19 protein-coding genes and 5 tRNA genes are annotated in these 21,776 nt (G+C 55.0%); 12 read left to right on the forward strand and 12 right to left on the reverse strand.

What is annotated here, in order from left to right:
* Positions 1–2: 2 nt before the first annotated feature.
* The 11 genes from csrA (at position 3) to ACG1VR_RS04135 (ending at position 5,668) form a co-directional block, all read left to right on the forward strand.
* Positions 3–188: a carbon storage regulator CsrA gene (gene csrA, locus ACG1VR_RS04085; protein ID WP_008458257.1), complete on the forward strand. Its 186-nt coding sequence runs from the start codon at positions 3–5 to the stop codon at positions 186–188.
* A 299-nt stretch (positions 189–487) separates the two neighbouring features.
* A tRNA-Ser gene (locus ACG1VR_RS04090) sits at positions 488–580 on the forward strand.
* A 4-nt stretch (positions 581–584) separates the two neighbouring features.
* Positions 585–661, forward strand: a tRNA-Arg gene (locus tag ACG1VR_RS04095).
* A 196-nt stretch (positions 662–857) separates the two neighbouring features.
* Positions 858–934, forward strand: a tRNA-Arg gene (locus tag ACG1VR_RS04100).
* A 62-nt stretch (positions 935–996) separates the two neighbouring features.
* A tRNA-Arg gene (locus ACG1VR_RS04105) sits at positions 997–1,073 on the forward strand.
* Between the two features lie 62 nt (positions 1,074–1,135).
* Positions 1,136–1,212: transfer RNA gene (locus ACG1VR_RS04110), tRNA-Arg, on the forward strand.
* Positions 1,213–1,503: 291 nt separating this feature from the next.
* A complete protein-coding gene (gene yqaB, locus ACG1VR_RS04115) occupies positions 1,504–2,070 on the forward strand; it encodes a fructose-1-phosphate/6-phosphogluconate phosphatase (protein ID WP_395490268.1) in 567 nt (188 codons plus the stop codon).
* The gene (locus ACG1VR_RS04120; RefSeq protein WP_016537969.1) at positions 2,067–2,495 is read left to right on the forward strand and encodes a YqaA family protein; all 429 of its coding nucleotides are present in this window, start codon (positions 2,067–2,069) and stop codon (positions 2,493–2,495) included. The genes yqaB and ACG1VR_RS04120 overlap by 4 nt, the downstream gene beginning before the upstream one ends.
* Before the next feature lie 76 nt (positions 2,496–2,571).
* Positions 2,572–4,128, forward strand: a complete 1,557-nt coding sequence (gene gshA / locus ACG1VR_RS04125; protein ID WP_395490269.1) for a glutamate--cysteine ligase — start codon at positions 2,572–2,574, stop codon at positions 4,126–4,128.
* Between the two features lie 154 nt (positions 4,129–4,282).
* A complete protein-coding gene (gene luxS / locus ACG1VR_RS04130; RefSeq protein ID WP_016537967.1) occupies positions 4,283–4,798 on the forward strand; it encodes an S-ribosylhomocysteine lyase in 516 nt (171 codons plus the stop codon).
* 87 nt (positions 4,799–4,885) lie between these two features.
* On the forward strand, positions 4,886–5,668 hold the full coding sequence (locus tag ACG1VR_RS04135; RefSeq protein WP_395490270.1) for an AraC family transcriptional regulator: 783 nt from the start codon (positions 4,886–4,888) through the stop codon (positions 5,666–5,668).
* Here ACG1VR_RS04135 and leuA read toward each other — a convergent pair.
* The 6 genes from leuA to ACG1VR_RS04165 all read right to left on the reverse strand — a co-directional run bounded on the left by leuA (position 5,646) and on the right by ACG1VR_RS04165 (position 12,464).
* Positions 5,646–7,307: a 2-isopropylmalate synthase gene (leuA, locus tag ACG1VR_RS04140; protein ID WP_395490271.1), complete on the reverse strand. Its 1,662-nt coding sequence runs from the start codon at positions 7,305–7,307 to the stop codon at positions 5,646–5,648. The two genes, ACG1VR_RS04135 and leuA, sit on opposite strands and share 23 nt — an antisense overlap.
* Before the next feature lie 141 nt (positions 7,308–7,448).
* Positions 7,449–8,987, reverse strand: a complete 1,539-nt coding sequence (gene emrB, locus ACG1VR_RS04145) for a multidrug efflux MFS transporter permease subunit EmrB (protein ID WP_016537963.1) — start codon at positions 8,985–8,987, stop codon at positions 7,449–7,451.
* A 15-nt stretch (positions 8,988–9,002) separates the two neighbouring features.
* Positions 9,003–10,175: a multidrug efflux MFS transporter periplasmic adaptor subunit EmrA gene (gene emrA, locus ACG1VR_RS04150; RefSeq protein WP_172569107.1), complete on the reverse strand. Its 1,173-nt coding sequence runs from the start codon at positions 10,173–10,175 to the stop codon at positions 9,003–9,005.
* Positions 10,176–10,309: 134 nt separating this feature from the next.
* Complete coding sequence (gene mprA, locus ACG1VR_RS04155) at positions 10,310–10,840, reverse strand: transcriptional repressor MprA (protein ID WP_016537961.1); 531 nt, start codon at positions 10,838–10,840, stop codon at positions 10,310–10,312.
* Between the two features lie 85 nt (positions 10,841–10,925).
* Entirely contained in the window at positions 10,926–11,165 is a 240-nt protein-coding gene (locus ACG1VR_RS04160; RefSeq protein ID WP_157056727.1) for a hypothetical protein, read from the reverse strand.
* A 120-nt stretch (positions 11,166–11,285) separates the two neighbouring features.
* The gene (locus ACG1VR_RS04165) at positions 11,286–12,464 is read right to left on the reverse strand and encodes an MFS transporter (protein ID WP_395490272.1); all 1,179 of its coding nucleotides are present in this window, start codon (positions 12,462–12,464) and stop codon (positions 11,286–11,288) included.
* Between the two features lie 197 nt (positions 12,465–12,661).
* Between ACG1VR_RS04165 and ACG1VR_RS04170 the strand changes: the two genes are divergently transcribed.
* A complete protein-coding gene (locus ACG1VR_RS04170) occupies positions 12,662–13,804 on the forward strand; it encodes an IS481 family transposase (protein ID WP_395488908.1) in 1,143 nt (380 codons plus the stop codon).
* A 78-nt stretch (positions 13,805–13,882) separates the two neighbouring features.
* Here ACG1VR_RS04170 and proX read toward each other — a convergent pair whose 3' ends face one another.
* From proX to nrdE, 6 genes are all read right to left on the reverse strand, one after another.
* Positions 13,883–14,875 carry a glycine betaine/L-proline ABC transporter substrate-binding protein ProX gene (gene proX, locus ACG1VR_RS04175; RefSeq protein ID WP_172569109.1) on the reverse strand — a complete coding sequence of 331 codons (993 nt, stop codon included), beginning with the start codon at positions 14,873–14,875 and terminating at the stop codon, positions 13,883–13,885.
* A gap of 56 nt (positions 14,876–14,931) precedes the next feature.
* The gene (gene proW, locus ACG1VR_RS04180) at positions 14,932–16,011 is read right to left on the reverse strand and encodes a glycine betaine/L-proline ABC transporter permease ProW (RefSeq protein ID WP_016537957.1); all 1,080 of its coding nucleotides are present in this window, start codon (positions 16,009–16,011) and stop codon (positions 14,932–14,934) included.
* Positions 16,008–17,207, reverse strand: a complete 1,200-nt coding sequence (gene proV / locus ACG1VR_RS04185; RefSeq protein WP_172569110.1) for a glycine betaine/L-proline ABC transporter ATP-binding protein ProV — start codon at positions 17,205–17,207, stop codon at positions 16,008–16,010. Before proV ends, proW begins: the two co-directional genes overlap by 4 nt.
* 255 nt (positions 17,208–17,462) lie before the next feature.
* Complete coding sequence (locus tag ACG1VR_RS04190) at positions 17,463–18,656, reverse strand: alginate lyase family protein (RefSeq protein ID WP_395490273.1); 1,194 nt, start codon at positions 18,654–18,656, stop codon at positions 17,463–17,465.
* Between the two features lie 35 nt (positions 18,657–18,691).
* Positions 18,692–19,654, reverse strand: coding sequence for a class 1b ribonucleoside-diphosphate reductase subunit beta (gene nrdF / locus ACG1VR_RS04195; protein WP_395490274.1), 963 nt, complete (start codon positions 19,652–19,654; stop codon positions 18,692–18,694).
* A 22-nt stretch (positions 19,655–19,676) separates the two neighbouring features.
* Positions 19,677–21,758: a class 1b ribonucleoside-diphosphate reductase subunit alpha gene (gene nrdE, locus ACG1VR_RS04200; RefSeq protein ID WP_395491057.1), complete on the reverse strand. Its 2,082-nt coding sequence runs from the start codon at positions 21,756–21,758 to the stop codon at positions 19,677–19,679.
* Between the last annotated feature and the right edge of the window lie 18 nt (positions 21,759–21,776).

Below are 21,776 nucleotides of genomic sequence, written 5' to 3' on the forward strand. Positions count from 1 at the left end.
GAATGTTAATTCTGACTCGTCGAGTTGGTGAGACCCTTATGATTGGGGATGAGGTGACCGTGACTGTACTTGGGGTCAAAGGCAACCAGGTCCGTATTGGTGTTAACGCCCCTAAAGAAGTCTCTGTGCACCGCGAAGAGATCTACCAGCGTATCCAGGCTGAAAAATCCCAACAAACGAATTTCTAAAGACATCGCGTCTCGCTTAACCACAGCGAGGCGCTGCTTTTCTCCCGCTTTTCCTTCCGAACGCCAATGACCCCCTTTATAGCCTCGAACCGCACGATGATTCTGTGTGTTTACTGCCGTTTGCCTGTTGATAAAACACTCTTTTTGTCTCCAAATTACGCGAATCGAATGTGATTTGTGCAATCGATAGCGAGTCGGGAAAAATTGTTTGACTTATAAGTCCCAGAAAGTAATATGTGCGCCACGCAGCGACGAGAAGCTCTAACGAGTAACTTGAAGCACTCGCAAGAGGCGTGTGTGGTGAGGTGGCCGAGAGGCTGAAGGCGCTCCCCTGCTAAGGGAGTATGCGGTCAAAAGCTGCATCCGGGGTTCGAATCCCCGCCTCACCGCCATTTTGCATCCGTAGCTCAGCTGGATAGAGTACTCGGCTACGAACCGAGCGGTCGGAGGTTCGAATCCTCCCGGATGCACCATTTCCCCCGCGTCACCAGCAATGACGATGTGACAGAGAAAGTTAATTTCTCAGCCAGCACCAGGGTGGATAACGTTGCTCAGCAACGGCGCCTTAAGGGCGAGCCTTCGGCGAGTAATCCTCCCGGATGCACCATCTTCATCAGTGTTGCGGCATGATGAGTGACACTGAATCAGCAGTACAGCAGTAATCCCGATGCATCCGTAGCTCAGCTGGATAGAGTACTCGGCTACGAACCGAGCGGTCGGAGGTTCGAATCCTCCCGGATGCACCATCTTAATCAGTGTTGCGGCATGATGAGTGACACTGAATCAGTAGTACAGCAGTAATCCCGATGCATCCGTAGCTCAGCTGGATAGAGTACTCGGCTACGAACCGAGCGGTCGGAGGTTCGAATCCTCCCGGATGCACCATCTTAATCAGTGTTGCGGCATGATGAGTGACGCTGAGTCAGCAGTAAAGCAATATCCCCGATGCATCCGTAGCTCAGCTGGATAGAGTACTCGGCTACGAACCGAGCGGTCGGAGGTTCGAATCCTCCCGGATGCACCATATTCCTCCGCGTCATCAGCGATGACGGTGTGACAGAGAAAGTTAATTTCTCAGCCAGCACCAGGGAGGATAACGTTGCTTCAGCAGCGGCCCTTCAGGGCGAGCCTTCGGCGAGTAATCCTCCTGGATGCACCATCTTCTCCCCAAACTCCTTCAAGCTTTAACACTCCTTTTATCCATAACACAAATACATACCTTAACTCTTCGCATAGCTCCTCAGACCACAAGAAGCGACAATTTCAGCCGTTTACGCTAAAGTAACGCCTCGACATTATGTGAGGTGAGGGTGAGATGTACGATCGCTACGACGGTTTAATCTTCGATATGGACGGCACGATTCTCGACACGGAGCCAACGCACCGCAAAGCCTGGAAAGAAACGCTCGGGCGCTACGGTATGAGCTTTGACGAGCAGGCTATGGTGGCACTCAACGGCGCACCTAGCTGGAAAATTGCCGCGGCAATTATCGAAAGCCACAATGCCAGCCTCGATCCCCATCGCCTCGCTGCCGAAAAAACCGTAGCGGTACGAGCAATACTGCTCGACACCGTACAGCCACTGCCGCTGATTGAAGTGGTAAAAGAGTGGCATGGCCGCCGTCCTATGTCCGTAGGCACCGGCAGCGAAAGCGATATTGCTGAAGCGCTGCTCAATCATCTTGGCCTGCGCAAGTATTTTGCCGCGGTGGTTGCAGCCGACAATGTGCAGCATCACAAACCCGCTCCGGATACCTTCTTACGCTGTGCTGAACTGATGGGTGTAGCGCCAGAGAAATGCGTGGTGTTCGAAGACGCTGATTTTGGCCTTCAGGCCGCTCGCAGCGCCGGCATGGATGCGGTGGATGTTCGCTTACTGTGAGCGACGCTTTATCGCTCCTCTCGCTGTTCACCAGCAGCTTCCTGAGCGCCACTTTGCTGCCCGGCAGTTCCGAAGCAGTTTTGGTGGCTCTGCTGGTTGCCGGTAGCGGCCCGGCATCGGTTCTTGTGATAATAGCAACAATCGGTAATAGCCTTGGCGGTATGACTAACGTTATTCTGGGGCGCTTTTTCCCGCAGCGTATACAATCGCGCTGGCAGGGTAAAGCGACCGACTGGTTGACCCGATTTGGCCCGGCGACGCTGTTGCTAAGCTGGATGCCGCTAATCGGCGATCTCTTGTGCCTGCTGGCAGGGTGGTTACGCCTGAGCTGGGGGCCGGTTATCTTTTTTTTATGCCTTGGCAAAGCGCTACGCTATATCGTTGTCGCGGCTGCAACGGTACAAGGCATGGCGTGGTGGCACTAATTGCGTGGGATGAGTCTTCATCACCGGCGAAAACAATTATGCTTATTAAAATAAATTCGACAGGCGGGAGGTCAATTTGATCCCGGACGTATCACAGGCTTTGGCCTGGCTGGAAAAGCATCCTGAAGCAGTAAAAGGCATTTGCCGTGGTCTTGAACGTGAAACGCTTCGCGTGACACCTCAGGGAGACCTGGCAACCACCGGGCACCCGGAAAGCCTTGGTTCAGCGCTTGCTCATAAATGGATTACCACGGATTTCGCAGAAGCCCTCCTGGAATTTATTACCCCGGTTGATGGCGATATCGACCATATGCTTACCTTCCTGCGCGATGTTCACCGCCATACGGCGCGTGAGCTGGGCGAGGAGCGCATGTGGCCGCTCAGCATGCCGTGCTACATCGACGACGGCCAAAACATCGAGCTGGCGCAGTACGGCTCTTCTAACGTAGGGCGTTTTAAAACGCTGTACCGCGAAGGTTTAAAAAACCGCTATGGCGCGCTGATGCAGACTATCTCCGGCGTGCATTACAACTTCTCACTGCCGCTGGCGTTCTGGCAGGCGAAGTGCGGCGTAAAAGATATCGAAAGTGGTAAAGAAGCGATCTCCGCTGGTTATTTCCGCCTGATCCGCAACTACTATCGTTTTGGCTGGGTTATTCCGTACCTTTTCGGCGCCTCTCCGGCTATTTGCTCTTCTTTCCTGCAGGGGAAAGAAAGCTCGCTGCCGTTTGAAAAAACCGAATGCGGTATGTACTACCTGCCTTATGCTACCTCACTGCGCCTGAGCGACCTCGGCTATACCAACAAGTCGCAAAGTAACCTGGGCATTACTTTCAACAATCTCGATACTTATGTGGAAGCGCTGAAGCGGGCTATCAAAACCCCGTCCGAAGAGTACGCTAAGATTGGTTTGATGAAAGACGGTAAGCATTTGCAGCTGAATACCAACGTGCTGCAAATTGAAAACGAACTCTATGCCCCGATTCGTCCGAAACGCGTCACTCGGGATGGAGAATCACCGTCCGATGCGCTGCTACGCGGCGGTATCGAATACATTGAAGTGCGTTCTCTGGACATTAACCCGTTCTCGCCAATCGGCGTTGACGAGCAGCAGGTTCGTTTCCTCGACCTGTTTATGATTTGGTGCGTGCTGGCGGATGCGCCGGAAATGAGCAGCGACGAGCTGCTGTGTACCCGCACCAACTGGAATCGCGTTATCCTCGAAGGCCGCAAACCGGGCCTGACGCTCGGCATCGGCTGTGAAACCGCGCAGCATCCGCTTTCTAAAGTGGGTAAAGACTTGTTCGCCGACCTGCGTCGCGTGGCGGAAACGCTGGACGGTATTGCCGGGAACAACGAATATCAGCAGGTATGCGACCAACTGGTTGCCAGCTTCGACGATCCGGAGTTAACGTATTCAGCTCGTATTTTGCGATCTATGATTGATAACGGGATTGGCGGTACGGGTCTGGCGCTGGCGGAGCAGTATCGTCAGCAGCTGGTTCAGGAACCACTGGAAATTTTAACGGCGGATGCGTTGCAGAAGGAGCATGATGCTTCATGGCAGCGCCAGCGGGATATCGAAGCGGGTGATACAGAGCCTTTCGATAGCTGGCTTGAGAAAAACGCCTGACAGAAAAGAAAATGGCCACATACTTGTGGCCAAATATTCATCTCTGAATAACAGGGATGATGATAACAAATGCGCGTCTTTCATATACTCAGACTTGCGTGCGTGGAAAAAGTTTCAATTATTTTAAAAAAAATCACTTATCGGAGGTGACCAGATGCCGTTGTTGGATAGCTTCACAGTCGACCATACTCGTATGGGTGCGCCTGCAGTACGTGTAGCCAAAACTATGCACACTCCACATGGTGACACTATTACGGTGTTTGACCTGCGCTTTTGTGTCCCAAACAAGGAAGTGATGCCGGAAAAAGGTATCCATACTCTGGAGCACCTGTTTGCCGGTTTCATGCGTGATCACCTGAACGGCAACGGCGTAGAGATTATCGATATCTCCCCGATGGGCTGCCGTACCGGCTTCTACATGAGTCTCATTGGCGTGCCTGAAGAGCAGCGCGTTGCGGATGCGTGGAAAGCGGCAATGCAGGATGTGCTCAAGGTGAAAGAGCAGAACCAGATCCCGGAACTGAACGTTTACCAGTGCGGGACTTACCAGATGCATTCCCTGCAGGAAGCTCAGGATATCGCTCGTCATATCATCGAGCACGGCGTTAGCGTCAACAGCAATGATGAGCTGGCGCTGCCTAAAGAGAAGCTGCAAGAGCTGCACATCTAGTTTTGTGCACCGTAAAAAGGAGCCATATGGCTCCTTTTTTTACGCCTGGCGTATGCTATCTTCATCTTTTTGCACACGAAGTAAACTATGTCCACCAGCCTGGAATTTAATTTCGCCACGCGGCCTCTGGTTCCTTTTGCCCATGATTACCTTCATGGTGAGACGGAGCCATGGCACAGCCACGGCTGCGCGCAGTTGCTGCATACCTTGAGTGGCGTAGTGCGGGTAGAAACCCGGCATGGTTTTTGGGTAGTCCCTCCTGGTCGGGGCGTCTGGCTTCCCGCAGGGACTCAACACCGGTTGCAAATAACCGGCAACGTGGCGGCACGCACGTTATTTATCGACCCCTTTGCCCGGGCAGATTTCCCTTCGGTCTGCCAGGTTGTTCAAGTTTCAACTTTGCTACGTGAGCTGATTATTGCCTCGCTTCAGCTGCCGGAAAGCTATGCTGCGGGCAGCAGGGAAGAGCGGATCTATGAGCTTATTCTTGATGAAATAAGAGTGATAGCCGCGCTGCCCTTTAACCTGCCGGAGCCGCAGTCACCCGCGCTGCTGGCGCTGTGTCGCGAGGTTCAGGCGGAGCCTGGCATATTATGGACAACCGCGATGGCCGCCCGGCGTCTTAACGTTAGTGAGCGCACGTTACTGCGTCATTTCCGCCAGCAGACCGGGCTGGCGTTTAGCGAATGGCTGCGCAGGGCAAGGTTGATGGAAGCGCTGGGCCGCCTTGCGCAGGGGCAGTCCGTGCTTCGGGTGGCGCTGGAGTTGGGCTACGAGAGCCACAGCGCCTTCAGCGCCATGTTTCGCCGTACGCTCGGCGTTTCACCGAGCGATTATTTCTCTTCGGTTAATCCACCGGAAGAGCGTTAAGCAGCGCCTGCAGCGACGCTCGAGAAACATCATTATCAATACCGGTTCCCCAACTGCTTTTGCCCTGCCTGAAGGTACAGCGAATATAAGCTGCCGAGCGGCTTTCACTGTGCCTGCCGAGCGTGTGCTCGTGGTAATCCTCAATGGCGAAGGTAATATTAAAGCGAGATTTCAGCGCATCGGCGGCGGCGGAGAGCAGGCCATTGCCTTTGCCCTGAAGCGTGATAATGCCTTCGGCGGTCTGGATATGTGCCGACAGGTGAAGCGTACCGTCGGCCTGGCTTTCACTGCGGTAGTCCAGCAACTGCCGGGGAGCGGTTTGATGCGGGCCATAAAGCTCCCGGAACAGCTGCCAGAGCGCGCTCAGCGTCATTTCATTGCCATCCCTGTCGGTGCGGGCCTGAACATGGCGGCTGAAATCCTGCTGAAGCCCGCGCGGTAAAACCAGACCATGATTTTGCTCCAGCATCCACGCCGCGCCGCTTTTCCCTGACTGGCTGTTAACGCGGATCACCGCCTCATAGCTACAGCCAATATCGTTGGGGTCGACCGGAAGATAAGGCATTTCCCACAGCGGCGAGTCCGCCTGCTGGCGAGCGGTAAACCCTTTCTTAATAGCATCCTGGTGCGAGCCAGAAAATGCGGTAAAAGCGAGTTTACCGGCGTAGGGATGACGAGGGTGGACCGGCAGCTGGTTGCATTGCTCGACCAGTTCCACGACCTGTTTCATATCGCTAAAATCCAGCCCGGGTGATACGCCCTGGCTGTAAAGGTTCATCGCCAGCGTTACCAGGCAGACGTTACCGGTGCGCTCCCCGTTGCCAAACAGGCAGCCTTCTACCCGATCGGCTCCGGCAAGAATTGCCAGTTCCGCGCTGGCAACGCCGCTGCCGCGATCGTTATGCGGATGTACGCTGATACACACTTCGCCGCGGCGGGAGAAATTGCGGCAGAAATATTCAATCTGATCGGCGTAAACATTGGGCGTATTCACCTCAACCGTGGCGGGTAGGTTGATTATCATTGGACGCTTAGCCGAAGGCTCCCATACATCAGCCACCGCCTCACAAATTTGCAGGGCAAACTCCGGCTCGGTAAAGCAGAATGTTTCCGGGGAATACTCATAATTCCAGCTCGTTTGCGGGCTGGCCTCACACAAGGCGCGGATCTGGCGCGTTGCGCTTACCGCCAACTGGACGATCTCTTCTTTGCTCTGGCGGAATACCAGCCTGCGGAACAGCGGTGCGGTGGCGTTATAAAGATGCACCGTTGCGCGATGTGCGCCTTCAAGCGAGGCAAAGGTACGTTCGATTAAATCGCTGCGAGCCTGGGTCAGAACCTGGATAGTCACGTCTTGCGGGATGCGCTGCTCTTCAATCAGCTGGCGAACAAACTGGAAATCAGTCTCCGACGCGGACGGGAACGCAACCTCAATCTCTTTAAATCCACATTTGAGAAGCTGTTCCCAGAATCGTAATTTACGCGTGGCGTCCATCGGCTCCGCCAGCGCCTGATTGCCGTCGCGCAGGTCGGTAGAGAGCCAGCGTGGTGCCCGGGTCAGGGTTTTATTCGGCCACTGGCGGTCGGGTAAGCTCATCGGCAGATGGGCGTGATATTTTTGCGAGGGGTTGGGCAGCATGTTGGTTCTCCAGTTTGTGTCGAGCTTTTATCCTGGCGAACAACGGCGTTTGATACTGGCGCAAAACTGACAACCTGTGGCGCGGATCCGCCAGGTTGATGAAAAGAAAAAGGAGCCAAATGGCTCCTTTTTAACGTGATATTAGTGCGCTCCACCGCCGCCGCTACCGGCGCCGAACGGAGGTTTAGCAAACCACACCAGCACCAGCATCAGGATAAATACCCCTGCGGAGAACCAGAAAATCTCATTGGCCGAGATTATCAGCCCCTGGTTGGTTATCTGCTGGGCAATATAGCCGGAGGCCTGCTGCTGCGTCATCCCCAACCCCTGTAGCTGGTTGTAAGTCTCCACTGCATTGGGGTTAAACGGCGTAACGGACTCCGTTAACTGGGCGTGGTGCAGCGACTCGCGGTTGGTCCACAGCGTGGTGGTAATCGAGGTGCCGATGGAACCCGCTAAGGTTCGGGTAAAGTTCGACAGGCTCGATGCCGCCGCCAGCCTTTCCGGCGGCAGGCCGGAGAGGATAATGGTGGTTAGCGGCATAAAGAAGCACGCCACCGCAAAGCCCTGCACAAACTGCGGCCAGGCCGATGCCCCAAAATCCATCCCGGGTTCAAAGGTATACGCACGCCAGTAGAAGCAGACCGCATACATAATGAAGCTGAATGTCACCAGCCGGCGCATGTCCAGCTTATGGGCAAAGCGCCCGATAATCGGTGACAGCAGCACCGGGATCAGACCCACCGGAGCGGAAGCCAGGCCCGCCCAGGTTGCGGTATAGCCATAGACCTCCTGCAATAGCTGCGGCAGCAATACAATTGCGCCGAAGTAGAGCATATAGGCGAGGCTGATACACAGGCAGCCGATGGTGAAGTTTCGCGACTTAAATAGCGAGAGGTCGACTATCGGGTTGTCGTCCGTTAGCTCCCAGACGATAAGGAAGCTGATGGTGACCACCGCTATAACCGTCAGCACGATGATTTCCGTCGAGTTAAACCAGTCCAGCTCTTTACCACGGTCGAGCATGACTTGAAGGCTGCCTATCCCTATCACCAGCAGTGCCAGCCCGACGGCATCGATGCGGCGTTTCTCGGTTCGGGTTTCGCGCCCACGCAGGGTTTGCAGGGTCATCAGCACCACCGCGCCACCGATAGGCACGTTGATAAAGAAGATCCAGCCCCAGTGGTAGTTATCGCTGATATAGCCGCCGAGGATCGGGCCGCAAATGGGCGCCACGATCACCGTCATCGACCACAGCGCAAGCGCAATACTGCGCTTAGCGGGCGGGTAGTTACTCAGCAACAGGCTTTGCGACAGCGGGATAAGCGGCCCGGCAACAATCCCCTGAAGCACGCGGAAGAAGATCAACATCTCAAGGCTGTTTGACATGCCGCACGCCCAGGAGGCGATAACAAACAGCACCGTTGACCAGAGGAACAGCCTCACTTCGCCGAGACGTTTTGCCAGCCAGCCGGTAATCGGGATCGAAATAGCGTTAGCCACCCCGAACGAGGTGATTACCCAGGTGCCCTGGCTCAGCGATGAGCCAAGGTTACCGGCAATGGTCGGGATGGCCACGTTGGCGATAGTGGAGTCCAGCACCTGCATAAAGGTCGCCATCGACAGCGCGATGGTCATAATGACCAGCTGGGCCCCTTCTAGCGGTTTTTGTTGTGCCATACAACCTCCGCTTTATTAACCCGCATTGGCCTGAATAATCTGGTCAATAAGCTGGTTAGCCGGCGTCAGATTCAGCTCGCGAGCGTTACTCTCATAGACCGGGGAATTGCGTGTTTGGGTAGACAGAATACTGCCGTCGCGGTTGCTGGTATCAACGTTAACCAGCGTGGACAGACCGATGCGCAGCGGATGCTCTTCAACCTGTTTGGCGTCCAGCTCGATACGAACCGGCAGGCGTTGAACGACCTTGATCCAGTTACCGGTGGCGTTTTGCGCGGGCAGCAGGGAGAAGGCGCTGCCGGTGCCCATATCCAGGCCGACGACTTTGCCGGTGTATTTCACCTTGTCGCCGTAGATATCGCTGATAATGGTCGCCGGTTGGCCGATGCGCATATGCGCCAGTTGGGTTTCTTTAAAGTTAGCATCAACCCACATACCGTTGGCCGGAACGATGGCCATCAGCGGGGTGGACGGGCTGATTTGCGCACCAACCTGCACCGCACGGCGGGAAACGTAGCCGCTCATCGGACTGACGATTTGCGTACGTTGCAGCGCCATCCAGCTGTTGCGAACTTCGGTGGCAGCCTGTTGAACGGCCGGCTGATCTTCAAGTTTAGTGCCCAGAATCATCGCCTGGTTGGCGTTGTATTGCTGTACGGCAACGTCGAGTTGAGCCTGTGCGCTGGCAACTGCATCACGAGCGTGTTGCAGTTCTTCACGACCAATCAGGTTGGCGCTACCCAGCGGAATGCGGCGGTTCAAATCACTTTGAGCCTGAGCAAGCGCGGTTTTTTGCAGTTCGATGTTCGCCTGGTACTGTTTGCTGTTAATCATCAGCTGGCGAGTCTGGCGCACGCTGGAAGCCAGCTGAGTTTGCGCTTTCTGGAACGCCTGATCGGCATCGGCGCGATCGAGGTTAACCAGCACATCACCCTGTTTTACGAAATCGGTATTGTCTGCCCAGACTTTGGTGACGCTACCGGAGACCTGGGCCATTATTTGCACCTGGTTCCCCGCCACGTACGCATCGTCCGTCTCTTCAAAATGGCGCAGGACTAAAAACCAATAGATCCCATATGCCACGGCAATAATGACAAAGAGCAAGGTCAACAAGAGCAGGGCGCCTTTACGCTTGCCTTTCTTGTTAGCCGGTTGCTGCGGGGCTTGAGTCTCCGCATTTGCGCTCATGCTAATCTCCACCTGTTTTTTTATTATTTCCGGTCAGCTTAGCCGACCTGTTAGACCTGACAGGCCAGCAAATGATTGCTGGCCTGAAAGTAGTTTTGAAATCGGATTGTTGTCAGAAGTGTAGACGGCAGCGTTTAGCTCAGCGCTTCAAGTATCACTTTGTCTTCTTCCATCTGGTCGAGGCGAGTCAGCAGCTTGCGGGTGATGGCTTCGAGCTGCGTTTTTTCATCACCGCTGAGTGCAGACCAGAGTTGGTGCAGGCAGTTATGCTGCGGCGGCAGTACCTGACGCAGGAATTCGTGACCTTTCTCGGTCAAATGCAGATGCAGGCAGCGGCGGTCATTGTCGCTTTCACGGCGTTCAATCCAGCCGCGTTTTTCCAGCTCATCGGCAATACGGGTAGCATTCGTGCGGGAGGAACCCAGCGCACAGCTCAGCTCGGAAGGCTGGATGCTGTGGTTTTCCTGGGACTCCAGGGTGATGAGCGCCATGAATAAGGTTTCGTTGATCCCCTGCGCCTTCAGCATCTTATTGCGGTTTTCCAGCAGTTTACCCTGCATGTGCATACAAAGACGGGTTAACAGAACTTCCTGATACGGGAACTCCTGGTAACGTTTGGCGCGGAACTTCAGCATTTGTTCTATGGGCGTGAACGAACTATCCATTTTGGCATAACCTCATTAGTTGCAGCCGATATAGTAACGATGGTGACAAATAAAGTAAATGCATTATTTATACGTTTGTATACGTTTATATACGTTTGGTTGATGCCACCATCGGCGTAATCCACGCTAAGCCGTAGCCCAGAGCGCTAAGCAGCGTGGGGAGAGAAAATGGGTTTCGAGTGGTATAACGGCGTTCAACGGTACGGAAACCGGAGGCTATCGCGATGAGGATAGGAGGGATTGCGATGGGGAAGCTGTTCGTCAGCCCTGTCGGGTTTGCCATGCTGTGGCAGTTGTGGGCCGAAACAGTTGCGGGTCTATCCATATCAAATATTAATAAATAACCAGCGTTAATGTCACTCGAATTAATAAACAGGGACAACCTTAACAGACTGCCCCTGCCATTACACCCCTAATTTCCCTTACGGGCCGCAGAGGTACTGGCTTAATCCGCCTGACGCTGGTATCCGCGCCACCACACTACCAGATTTAGTAGTGCCACGACCGCACCGGCGACGCAGACGCCGTTCCAGCCAGCATGTTGGTAAGCGCTTGCGGAAATTAACGAACCCGCCGCACCGCCGATGAAGTAACTGGTCATATAACCGGCGGTCAGCCGGTTACGTGCTTCGGGCATCATGCGATAGATCAGGCTTTGGTTGGTGATGTGTACGCCCTGAACGGTTAAATCCAGCACCAGGATCCCGACAATCAACGCGATGGCCGAGAACTGGCCGAGGGCAATGGCTGCCCAGGAGAGCAGCAGGAGCAGCAGACCGATGGTGGTGGTGTGATGCCCCTTGCCCTTATCGACCAGCCCGCCAGCAGGACGAGCGCCCAAAGCACCAGCCGCACCGGCCAGGCCGAACAGACCGATAACGCCCTCTGAATAGTTAAACGGTGGTGAGGCGAGCAGAAACGCCATTGAAGTCCAGAGAATACTGAAGTTAGCAAACGTCAGGCAGCCGAGCAGGGCGCGGGTGCGTAACAGGCTGTTTTTGATAAACAGGCTGAATATAGAGGTCAGCAACTGAGGATAATTAAGATGGCTCTCCTGTTTTACCTGCGGCAGCCCGCGCCACAGCGCAATGGCCATTAGCGCCATCAGCACGCTGGCCACCCAGTACACGGTACGCCAGCCGCCGAGGCTTGCCAGCAGACCAGCCACGGTTCGTGCCAGCAGAATACCCAGCAGCAACCCGCTCATAATGGTGCCTACAACCTTGCCGCGTTTTTCCGGAGCGGCGAGCGTGGCGGCGAACGGGACAAGGATTTGAGCAACGACCGAGAACAGGCCGGTCAGCGCGGTACCCAGAATCATCATCGACAGAGACTGGCTGGTGGCGGTAATCAACATCCCGCCTGCGGCGAGAAGCGTCATCAATACGATTAGCCCGCGGCGCTCGAACATATCCCCAAGCGGTACCAGCAGCAGCAGGCCCGCCGCGTAACCAAGTTGAGCGGTGGTGACGATGAAGCCAGCCTGGTTAACGGAAAGCGAAAATGCGTTTGCAATAGTGTCGAGCAGCGGCTGCGCGTAGTAGTTACTGGCAACGGCCAGCCCGGTAGCAACGGACATCAGGACAATCAGCGTTGGGCTGAGAGTGTGAGTGGTGTTTTTCATTATTATCTTCAACTTGCCAAAGAGAGGTTGAAATAATAGCGAAAAATTATGTCAGCAGAAGGGAAGGCGGGTGTCGGTTTGTGCGGTAAAACCCTCCCCCTCCAGGGGTGTACATACCGGAGACATGGTGAACACTTGTTCGGGGACATGGTAGACACTTACAACTACGGCATAAGAACCCTCTTCCGGAGTCGCTTATGCCCTGGGATGCGAGAGATACCATGTCATTACGTCACGAGTTTGTTCACTTTGCCTCGCAGGACGGGGCTAACATCCGGGCGCTCTGTCGCCACTTCGGCATCGCGCCCGCCACCGGATATAAGTGGCTTTGCCGCTTTCTCGAGGCCGGACTTCCCGGCCTCGCTGACCGCTCACGGGCTCCCCATCATTCTCCCAACGCCACCGCCGCTCAGGTGGCTGACCTGTTACAGCAGGCACACCTGGCCCATCCCCGCTGGGGAGCCCGCAAGATTAAGGCCTGGCTGGAAGCGCAGGGGCACCACCTTCCTGCCGTCAGTACCGTGCACAACCTGATGCACCGTCACGGCCTGCTACCCGGTGTACCGCCGGGTATCCCCTCTGCCGGTCGCTTCGAACACGGCAGGCCGAACGCCCTCTGGCAGATGGATTTTAAGGGACACTTTCCCTTCGCCGGTGGGCGCAGCCATCCCCTCACGCTGCTGGACGACCACTCCCGGTTTTCACTCTGCCTGACGCACTGCGACAACGAGCGGCGTGAGACCGTGCAGTCACATCTGACAAAGGTGTTTGAGCGCTATGGCCTGCCGGAGAGGATGACCATGGATAACGGGGCGCCCTGGGGAGACACCACCGGGACCTGGACCGCGCTGGAGCTGTGGCTGATGCGTCAGGGTATCCGGGTGGGGCACTCGCGGCCTTATCATCCCCAGACGCAGGGCAAGCTCGAGCGTTTTCACCGCAGTCTGAAGGCGGAGGTTCTGCAGGGGAAATGGTTCACGGACAGCGACCAGCTCCAGCGGGTATTTGACCACTGGCGGGAGGTCTATAACTTTGAACGCCCGCATGAGGGACTGAATATGGCGGTCCCGGGTTCGCGCTATCAGCCTTCGGCCAGACAGTACAGAAGCGATGCTCCCGGGCCGGAGTACGATGACGGCGTGGCGGTAAGAAAAGTGGATATCAGTGGAAGCCTGAGCATCAGAGGTATCAGCCTGAAAGCGGGCAAAGCGTTCAGGGGAGAGCGAGTGGGGCTGAAGGAAAGCGGTGAGGACGGTTGTTATGAGGTGTGGTGGTACAGCACGAAAGTGGGAATGATCGACCTGAAGAACCGGTCGATCATCATGGGTAAAAGATGTTAAAAGGTGTTCACTATGTCCCCGAACATCTGTCTACTATGTCCCCGGAACGTACAAGGGGAGAGGGAGGAGAACGGTGGTTTATTTCGCGGCTAATGCTTCTTTCACCCAGCCGTCAAACTGCGCCTGGTGCGCCTTAATCCAGCCATCAACGTGGCCGTTGATATCCGCTTCTGAAGACTTACCGCTATGCATCATTGCATTCTGGGCGTTAATGTCCGCCAGCGGCAGCTTCATCACGGCAAACAGTTTGGCCGCCTGTGGGTTCTTTTCGGCCCAGGCCTTGTTCGCCACAATATGCATGGTGTTTACCGGGAAGCCGTAGTTAGCGCCGTTAGGCAGCTTGGTGTCGATGTCTTTCTGCTCGCCCGGCAGGGAAGAGAACGGCACCTGTAACCAGACTACGTCTTTACCCGGCTTCAGCACGTCGCTCACCCAGTACGGCGTCCAGGTGTAATACAGCACCGGTTTGCCCTCTTTAAAGCGCGCGATGGTATCGGCCATCATTGCCGAGTAGTTTCCGTGGTTAACGGTAACGGTATTGGCAAGCTTATAGGCTTCGTTCTGGTGGTTGATAACCGCCTCGCAGCCCCAGCCCGGCGTGCAGCCCATCATGTCGGCTTTGCCGTCGCCGTTGCTGTCGAACAGTTTGGCGATTTTTGGATCTTTTAGCTGCTCGATATTGGTGATGTGGTAGGCATCGGCGGTTTTTTTGTCGATGAGATAGCCCTGCGCTGCGCCGGTGACAAAAGTGCCTTCGCGATAAAATTTCTTATCGCCACCCGCGGCGGCATACATATCGTCATGCAGCGGCTGCCAGTTTACGGCGGTGAAAGTGGCATCGCCGGAAGCAATAGAGGTGTAGCCGACGTTATAGTCCACCTCGCTTGGTTTATTGACGGTATAACCCATTTTCTCCAGCGCGCGGCTGACCAGCAGCGTCTGGAAGGTTTCTTCGGAAATGGTGCTTTGCACCGGCTGAACGGCGATGCCTTTACCCGGCAGGTCTGCCGCGAAGGCGCTGGTGGTAACGAGTGTCGCAAGAGCCGTGGCTAAAATAGCGTTGTGTCGCATCGTTATTCCTTTTTAGTGGTGATGGGGCGAGGGGCGGCACGGGGCCGCCGCCAGGCTTATTTAATGAAGGGACGGGTCAGCAGGCCCAGAGGGCCGGTGGTGTACCAGCGGCGGTTGCCGCGGGAGCGTGAATCACGCCCGATGGACTGGGTCAGGCGGTCGAGAATAATCGCGAGGATAACAATGCCCACGCCACCGACCGTTGCCAGGCCCATATCAAGACGGCCGATACCGCGCAGCACCATCTGGCCAAGGCCGCCCACGGCAATCATCGAAGCGATAACCACCATCGACAGCGCCAGCATCAGGGTCTGGTTGACCCCGGCCATAATGGTCGGCATTGCCAGCGGGAGCTGCACTTTAAACAGCATCTGGTGCGGGCTGGCGCCGAAGGAGCGGGCAGCCTCAATCAAGTCTTCCGGCACCTGCTTAATGCCGAGAATAGTCAGGCGCACAATCGGCGGCAGGGCGAAGATAATCGTTACGACCACGCCCGGCACGTTGCCGATGCCAAACAGCATCACGATAGGCACGAGGTAAACGAACGCGGGTGTAGTCTGCATCGCATCCAGCAGCGGGCGAATAATTTTCGCCGCCCGTTCGCTTCGTGCAAGCCAGATGCCAAGCGGCAGGCCGATTATCATACAGAACAGCAAGGCGGTTAATACCAGCGCCAGCGTCACCATCGCCTGAGACCAGGCGCCAATCGCGCCGATGGCAATCAGGGAAATTAGCGTAGCTACGCCCATGCCGAGGCTCGACATCTGCCAGGCAATTAGCGCAAAGACGATAATCGCCACCGGAGCGGGCATCCCCAGCAGTAGCTGCTGGAAACCGCTAAGAATATAATCCACCGGCACGCGGATGCCCTGGAACACCGGGCGGAAGTGGATAACCACCCAGTCGATCCCCTGCGTTACCCAACTGTCGAGCGGGATCAGAGTTTTGTGGAACGGATCGAGAATATTAAAGTGCTCTGGCGCTGCGGCCGGAGCCGAATTTAGCCAGTCAGCGCCGCCGCTGGTTGCCGCGTCCGTTGCCGGTGCGCCCCATGCGTCAGTTGAACTTGCTGCCTGATTAGCCGCGGCGTCCGTCGCCGCGCTGCCTGAATCCCACGGATTTGTTGCGTCACTCATTGGTTTGCCCCCTCACGATCTAATGCCTGAAGCAGCACCCCTTTCGAGATGATGCCCACGTATTGCTGCTCTTCGCCCACCACCGGCACCGCGCACGGAGCCTGGCCAACGTGGGAGAGCAAATCGCTCAGTGAGGTTTCAGCGGAAACCGCCTCCGGGGAGGCTAAAAATGCGCTCTCCAGACCTTCGCCCGCAGCAAGTGCGGATTTCAGAGAGTCTGTGGAGACGATGCCGAGGAATTTCTGACCTCGTTCAATGACATAGCCATATTCACGGTCATCATCCTGCAATAGTTTAAGCGCTGAACGTGGCCCAAAACCGGTGGTTTTACGCAGCAGACCAGCCGGGCTACGGCGGGCAATATCTTTGGCGCTAAACACCTGGCTGATATCTACGCCGCGGAAGAAGGTGCGCACATAATCATTGGCCGGATTATTCAGAATTTCGTCCGGCGTGCCGACCTGCACCACTTCGCCGCCCTGCATAATGGCAATCCTGTCGCCAATTCGCATTGCTTCATCAAGGTCATGAGAAATAAATACGATGGTGCGCTGATGTCTAGCCTGCAGCTTAATTAATTCATCCTGCATTTCCGTACGAATTAACGGATCGAGTGCCGAGAAGGCTTCATCCATCAGTAAAATATCAGGATTAATTGCCAGCGCCCGGGCCAGGCCTACGCGCTGACGCATGCCGCCGGAAAGTTCATCGGGATAAGCGTTGGCATAATTCTCAAGCCCTACCTGACGCAGAGCATCCAGCGCTTTTTCCTGGCGTTCTTTTAGCGGCATTCCGGCTAATTCCATGCCAAAGGCAGTATTATTTAATACCGTCATATGGGGCATCAGGGCAAATGACTGGAAGACCATTGAGATCTTATTTTTGCGCACCTCACGCAGCTCGGATTCTGATATTTTGGCGATATCTATGCCGTCTATCAGTACCTGCCCGCGGGTGGGTTCAATCAGGCGATTGAGAAGGCGAACCATGGTGGATTTACCGGAACCGGATAACCCCATGATGACAAAAATCTCGCCTTCTTCAATGGCCAGACTGGCGTCTTTAACGCCAAGCGACAGACCCGTTTTTTCCAGTAATTCGCTCTTGGAGATTCCTTTCTCGATGTATTTGAATGCGCGTTGTGGATGCTCGCCAAATACCTTATATAAATTCTTCACTTCTAATTTAATTGCCATGCAATAAACAGATTCCCGTATTTGATTTATTTATAGATGATTCCTGGTGGAAATATTGACCTGTATATACCCTAACATACTAAGAATCTGAGGCAACCCTCGATTTTGTGATATGAAAATATCCGCGTGGCGAGTGGGGGCGAAATTCCCCATGATAGAAGGGCTGAGGGGGAATGAGTCTGGTGAGATAATTTTTGTCAATGCGATAATATTCTGCCTGAATTTTCGATGATTCAGGCAGAAATGACATAAATATTACCGTTCAAAAATCAAGTTGATTATTGCCGTTTTATTGCGATTTAAAAGCCATTTGGCCTTGTTTTGTAGCGTATTATTTTCTGGCCAGGCATGGGCTGCCGAAACCATATTTTCAAGAGCATCATCAGGCTTAAAAGGCTCGATATTTGGGTAAGGCCATGGTGTCTGGCTATCAACAAATTGAGCAACATACAGGTAGCCATTTTGCAGGTTATGTTCGCCACTTTTTGCCTGCCAGACATTGACGCCAGCCCTTTCTCCCAGCCTCCCCAACTGGTTGTAAGCATCGAGAATAAAGTTGCTGTAATGCCAGGAGCGGGTACGGCCAATTTCGGTTTGCGGCACGCCTTTGGCGTCAAACTGCTGCGGAACACGCTGCCCGGCGCTAAACATTAGCCGCTGCTTTGCCGCTTCTTTATCGCCGAGCCATAACGCAATGGCGGCCACCTGCACGTCGTACCAGGTGCCGTGGTTATTGTCGGCGGCGTCTTCTTTCTTACCGTTCTCGCTGGTGGTCAACCAGCGGTAGTAATCGCGGTACCAGTTCCGCAGGCCTTGCCAGGTTTTATCGTCTAACTGGCCGCCGTCATGCAGCAGCTCGATGGCGTCGATTAGCCGCACCAAAACCCGGCCATCGAGAATGCCGGTGCCGCGCACGCCTTTATGTCCTGGAATACTTTGGGCATAAATCAGGTTAGGCGTCATGCGGGTTTCCGGCGTAATAAACCAGTTCACCAGCTGCTGGCGGGCTTTTTCTGCATAGGTCGTTTTGCCCGAGAGCTGCCAGGCCAGCGCCAGATTCCAGACGTCATCAATCATGCCATTAAGGTGGCTTTTATCACTTTGCTTGCCTACGGCGGCAGGATTCATCTGGCCGTCTTTGCGTACCCACGGCAGGCCGTCGGCGGTTTTGGGGTTGGGCCACCAGTAGTCGGAGAAGCTGTAATAGTCATGAGGATTACCCGCCGGAGCGGAGGCGCTTTTTTGGGTAATGCTGTAAAGCGGATGGGTAAGCGCCTGGTCAGCTTTATGCTGGAGCGAGCGCCAGGCGGGCATAACGTCGGGATTTTGCTGGCTAATTTCATGCTTACTGCGCGCCAGCTGGGCCATATCCAGCTGCAACGGCGCGCTAAAGGCTAAGGGCGCGCTGCCGCAGAGCAGCGCTAACAGAGAAAAACGAAATAACTTCATAGGCCACCTCGCAGAATTACTCAGCGGCCAGCCTACTAGAAATCCCAATCGTCGTCTTCGGTTTCCACCGCTTTGCCCATCACATAAGAGGAGCCGGAGCCGGAGAAGAAGTCGTGATTTTCATCGGCGTTCGGCGACAGCGCGGCAAGAATAGCTGGATTTACCTCCGCCATTTCCGCCGGGAACAGCGCCTGGTAGCCGAGGTTCATTAACGCCTTGTTAGCGTTGTAGCTGAGGAAGGCTTTGACTTCATCTTCCCAGCCCAGCTCGCGGTAGAGCGTTTCGCTGTAGCTCAGCTCGTTGTCGTAAAGATCCATCAGCAGGTCCAGAGCGAAGTTTTGCAGCTCGTTTTGCCTCTCCACGCTCTGCTGTGCCAGCGCCTTTTGGTACTTGTAGCCGATGTAATAGCCGTGCACCGCTTCGTCACGAATAATCAGCCGAATAAGGTCGGCGGTATTGGTGAGCTTGCCGCGGCTGGAGTAGTACATCGGCAGCCAGAAGCCGGAATAGAACAGGAATGATTCGAGAAACACGCTGGCGATTTTTTTCTTCAGCGGATCATCGTTCTGATAATGTTCGAGAATAATTTGCGCCTTGCGCTGCAATGCCGGGTTTTGCTCGCTCCATTCGTAAGCGGCGTCCACGTCTTTAGTCTGGCAGAGTGTGGAAAATATCGAGCTATAGGAGCGGGCGTGTACCGCCTCCATAAAGCTGATGTTGGACATCACCGCCTCTTCGTGCGGCGTTAGCGAGTCGGCCATCAGCGCCGGTGCGCCAACGGTATTTTGAATGGTGTCCAGCAGCGTCAGCCCGGTAAATACGCGAATAACCAACTGCTGCTCCGGCTCGCTGAGCGATTGCCAGGCCGGAATATCATTAGACAGCGGTACTTTTTCCGGCAGCCAGAAGTTGCTGGTCAGGCGATTCCAGACTTCGAGGTCTTTCTCATCCTCGATCTTGTTCCAGTTGATGGCGCTTACGCGCGTAAGTTGCGTCATGACTTCTCCTTGTTCTTTCGCTTTATAACGCACAGGACACGCAGCCCTGAACCTCTGTACCTTCCAGCGCCATCTGCCGCAGACGGATGTAGTAAAGCGTCTTAATGCCTTTCTTCCAGGCGTAAATCTGCGCTTTATTAATATCGCGGGTGGTGGCGGTATCGCGGAAGAACAGCGTCAGCGAAAGCCCCTGGTCAACGTGCCGTGTGGCTTCGGCGTAGGTGTCGATAATTTTTTCCGGGCCGATGTCGTAGGCGTCCTGGTAAAACTCAAGATTGTCGTTGGTCATAAACGGGGCGGGATAGTAAACGCGCCCCGTTTTGCCCTCTTTACGGATCTCAATTCTTGAAACAATCGGGTGAATGCTCGAGGTAGCGTGGTTGATGTACGAGATAGAACCCGTCGGCGGGATCGCCTGTAGATTCTGGTTATATAAACCATATTCACGCACGTCATTGCACAGTCGCTGCCACTGCTCGCGGGCCGGGATAGTGATGCCCGCCTTTTCAAAGAGTGAGCGCACTTTCTCGGTTTTTGGCTCCCAGCTTTGCTCCAGATACTGGCGGAAGTATTCGCCGCTGGCATAGCGCGAGTGTTCAAATCCGGCAAAGCTTTGATGGCGTTCGCGCGCCAGGGCATTGGACGCGCGCAATGCGTGCCAGGTAATGGTGTAAAAATAGATGTTGGTGAAATCCAGCCCTTCGGGGGAGCCGTAGGCAATGCCCTCTCGTGCCAGGTAGCCATGGAGATTCATCTGCCCAAGCCCGATGGCGTGGGAGGCCGCGTTCCCTGCCTCGACCGACGGCACCGAGCGAATATGGCTCATATCAGAAACTGCCGTCAGCCCGCGAATTGCCGTTTCCACCGTGCCAGCGAAGTCAGGAGAGTCCATGGTGTGGGCGATATTTAGCGAACCGAGATTGCAGGAGATATCTTTGCCAATCTGCGCGTAGTCGAGGTTTTCGTCAAAGGTGGAGGCGCTGTTAACCTGCAAAATCTCCGAGCACAGGTTGCTCATATTTATGCGCCCGGCAATCGGGTTGGCGCGGTTAACCGTATCTTCAAACATGATGTACGGATAACCGGACTCAAACTGGATCTCAGCCAGAGTCTGGAAGAAGTCGCGGGCATTAATCCAGCTTTTACGGATGCGTTCGTCGTCCACCATCTGCTGGTAAAGGTCGTTAACGCTGATATCTCCGAACGGCTTACCGTAAATACGCTCCACGTCGTAGGGCGAGAACAGCGCCATCTGCTGGTTGGTTTTGGCCAGATGGAAAGTGATATCCGGGATGGTTACGCCGAGCGACAACGTTTTAATGCGGATCTTCTCATCGGCGTTTTCGCGTTTGGTGTCGAGGAAGCGCAGGATATCCGGGTGGTGTGCGTTGAGGTACACCGCGCCAGCTCCCTGGCGAGCGCCAAGCTGGTTCGCGTAGGAAAACGCGTCTTCGAGCATTTTCATTACCGGGATAACGCCGGAAGACTGGTTTTCAATACGTTTGATTGGCGCACCTGCCTCACGCAGGTTGGAGAGCAAAAATGCCACGCCGCCGCCGCGCTTGGAAAGCTGGAGCGCCGAGTTAACCGCCCGGCCAATCGACTCCATATTGTCTTCAATACGCAGCAGGAAGCAGGAGACTAATTCGCCGCGCTGTTTTTTACCGCAGTTCAGGAAAGTCGGCGTGGCGGGCTGGAAGCGTCCGCTCAACATCTCATCCATCAGGCGCGCTGCAAGTTGCTCGTCGCCCTGCGCCAGAGTCAGGGCCACCATGCAAACGCGGTCGGGGAAGTGTTCCAGATACTGTTTTCCGTCCCACGTTTTCAGGGTGTAGCTGGTGTAATACTTCCACGCGCCGAGGAAAGTCTGGAACTGAAAGCCGCTGCCGTGGGCGCGGTCAAAAAGCGCCAGCACAAAACGGCTGGAGTAGCGTGTGAGCACGCTTTCATCGTAATAGTGTTCGGCCACCAGGTAATCAAGCTTCGCCTGCTGGCTCGGGAAGGCTACGGTATTCGGCACAACGTGCTGCTCAAAGAAGCAATCCACGGCCTGCCTGTCCTTATCAAACTGGATATTGCCCTCTTTATCATAGAGGTTGAGCATGGCGTTGAGCGCGTGATA

It is taken from the genome of Cedecea davisae (genome assembly GCF_044095835.1).
GTDB classification, from domain to species: domain Bacteria; phylum Pseudomonadota; class Gammaproteobacteria; order Enterobacterales; family Enterobacteriaceae; genus Cedecea; species Cedecea davisae.

Bases quoted from the DNA above. Each gene is read 5' to 3' on its own strand.
- csrA (WP_008458257.1), top strand. From the start codon at position 3: ATGTTAATTCTGACTCGTCGAGTTGGTGAGACCCTTATGATTGGGGAT.
- yqaB (WP_395490268.1), top strand. From the start codon at position 1,504: ATGTACGATCGCTACGACGGTTTAATCTTCGATATGGACGGCACGATT.
- luxS (WP_016537967.1), top strand. From the start codon at position 4,283: ATGCCGTTGTTGGATAGCTTCACAGTCGACCATACTCGTATGGGTGCG.
- ACG1VR_RS04135 (WP_395490270.1), top strand. From the start codon at position 4,886: ATGTCCACCAGCCTGGAATTTAATTTCGCCACGCGGCCTCTGGTTCCT.
- leuA (WP_395490271.1), bottom strand. From the start codon at position 7,307: ATGCTGCCCAACCCCTCGCAAAAATATCACGCCCATCTGCCGATGAGC.
- emrB (WP_016537963.1), bottom strand. From the start codon at position 8,987: ATGGCACAACAAAAACCGCTAGAAGGGGCCCAGCTGGTCATTATGACC.
- emrA (WP_172569107.1), bottom strand. From the start codon at position 10,175: ATGAGCGCAAATGCGGAGACTCAAGCCCCGCAGCAACCGGCTAACAAG.
- mprA (WP_016537961.1), bottom strand. From the start codon at position 10,840: ATGGATAGTTCGTTCACGCCCATAGAACAAATGCTGAAGTTCCGCGCC.
- ACG1VR_RS04160 (WP_157056727.1), bottom strand. From the start codon at position 11,165: ATGGATAGACCCGCAACTGTTTCGGCCCACAACTGCCACAGCATGGCA.
- ACG1VR_RS04165 (WP_395490272.1), bottom strand. From the start codon at position 12,464: ATGAAAAACACCACTCACACTCTCAGCCCAACGCTGATTGTCCTGATG.
- ACG1VR_RS04170 (WP_395488908.1), top strand. From the start codon at position 12,662: ATGCCCTGGGATGCGAGAGATACCATGTCATTACGTCACGAGTTTGTT.
- proX (WP_172569109.1), bottom strand. From the start codon at position 14,875: ATGCGACACAACGCTATTTTAGCCACGGCTCTTGCGACACTCGTTACC.
- proW (WP_016537957.1), bottom strand. From the start codon at position 16,011: ATGAGTGACGCAACAAATCCGTGGGATTCAGGCAGCGCGGCGACGGAC.
- proV (WP_172569110.1), bottom strand. From the start codon at position 17,207: ATGGCAATTAAATTAGAAGTGAAGAATTTATATAAGGTATTTGGCGAG.
- ACG1VR_RS04190 (WP_395490273.1), bottom strand. From the start codon at position 18,656: ATGAAGTTATTTCGTTTTTCTCTGTTAGCGCTGCTCTGCGGCAGCGCG.
- nrdF (WP_395490274.1), bottom strand. From the start codon at position 19,654: ATGACGCAACTTACGCGCGTAAGCGCCATCAACTGGAACAAGATCGAG.
- nrdE (WP_395491057.1), bottom strand. From the start codon at position 21,758: ATGCTCAACCTCTATGATAAAGAGGGCAATATCCAGTTTGATAAGGAC.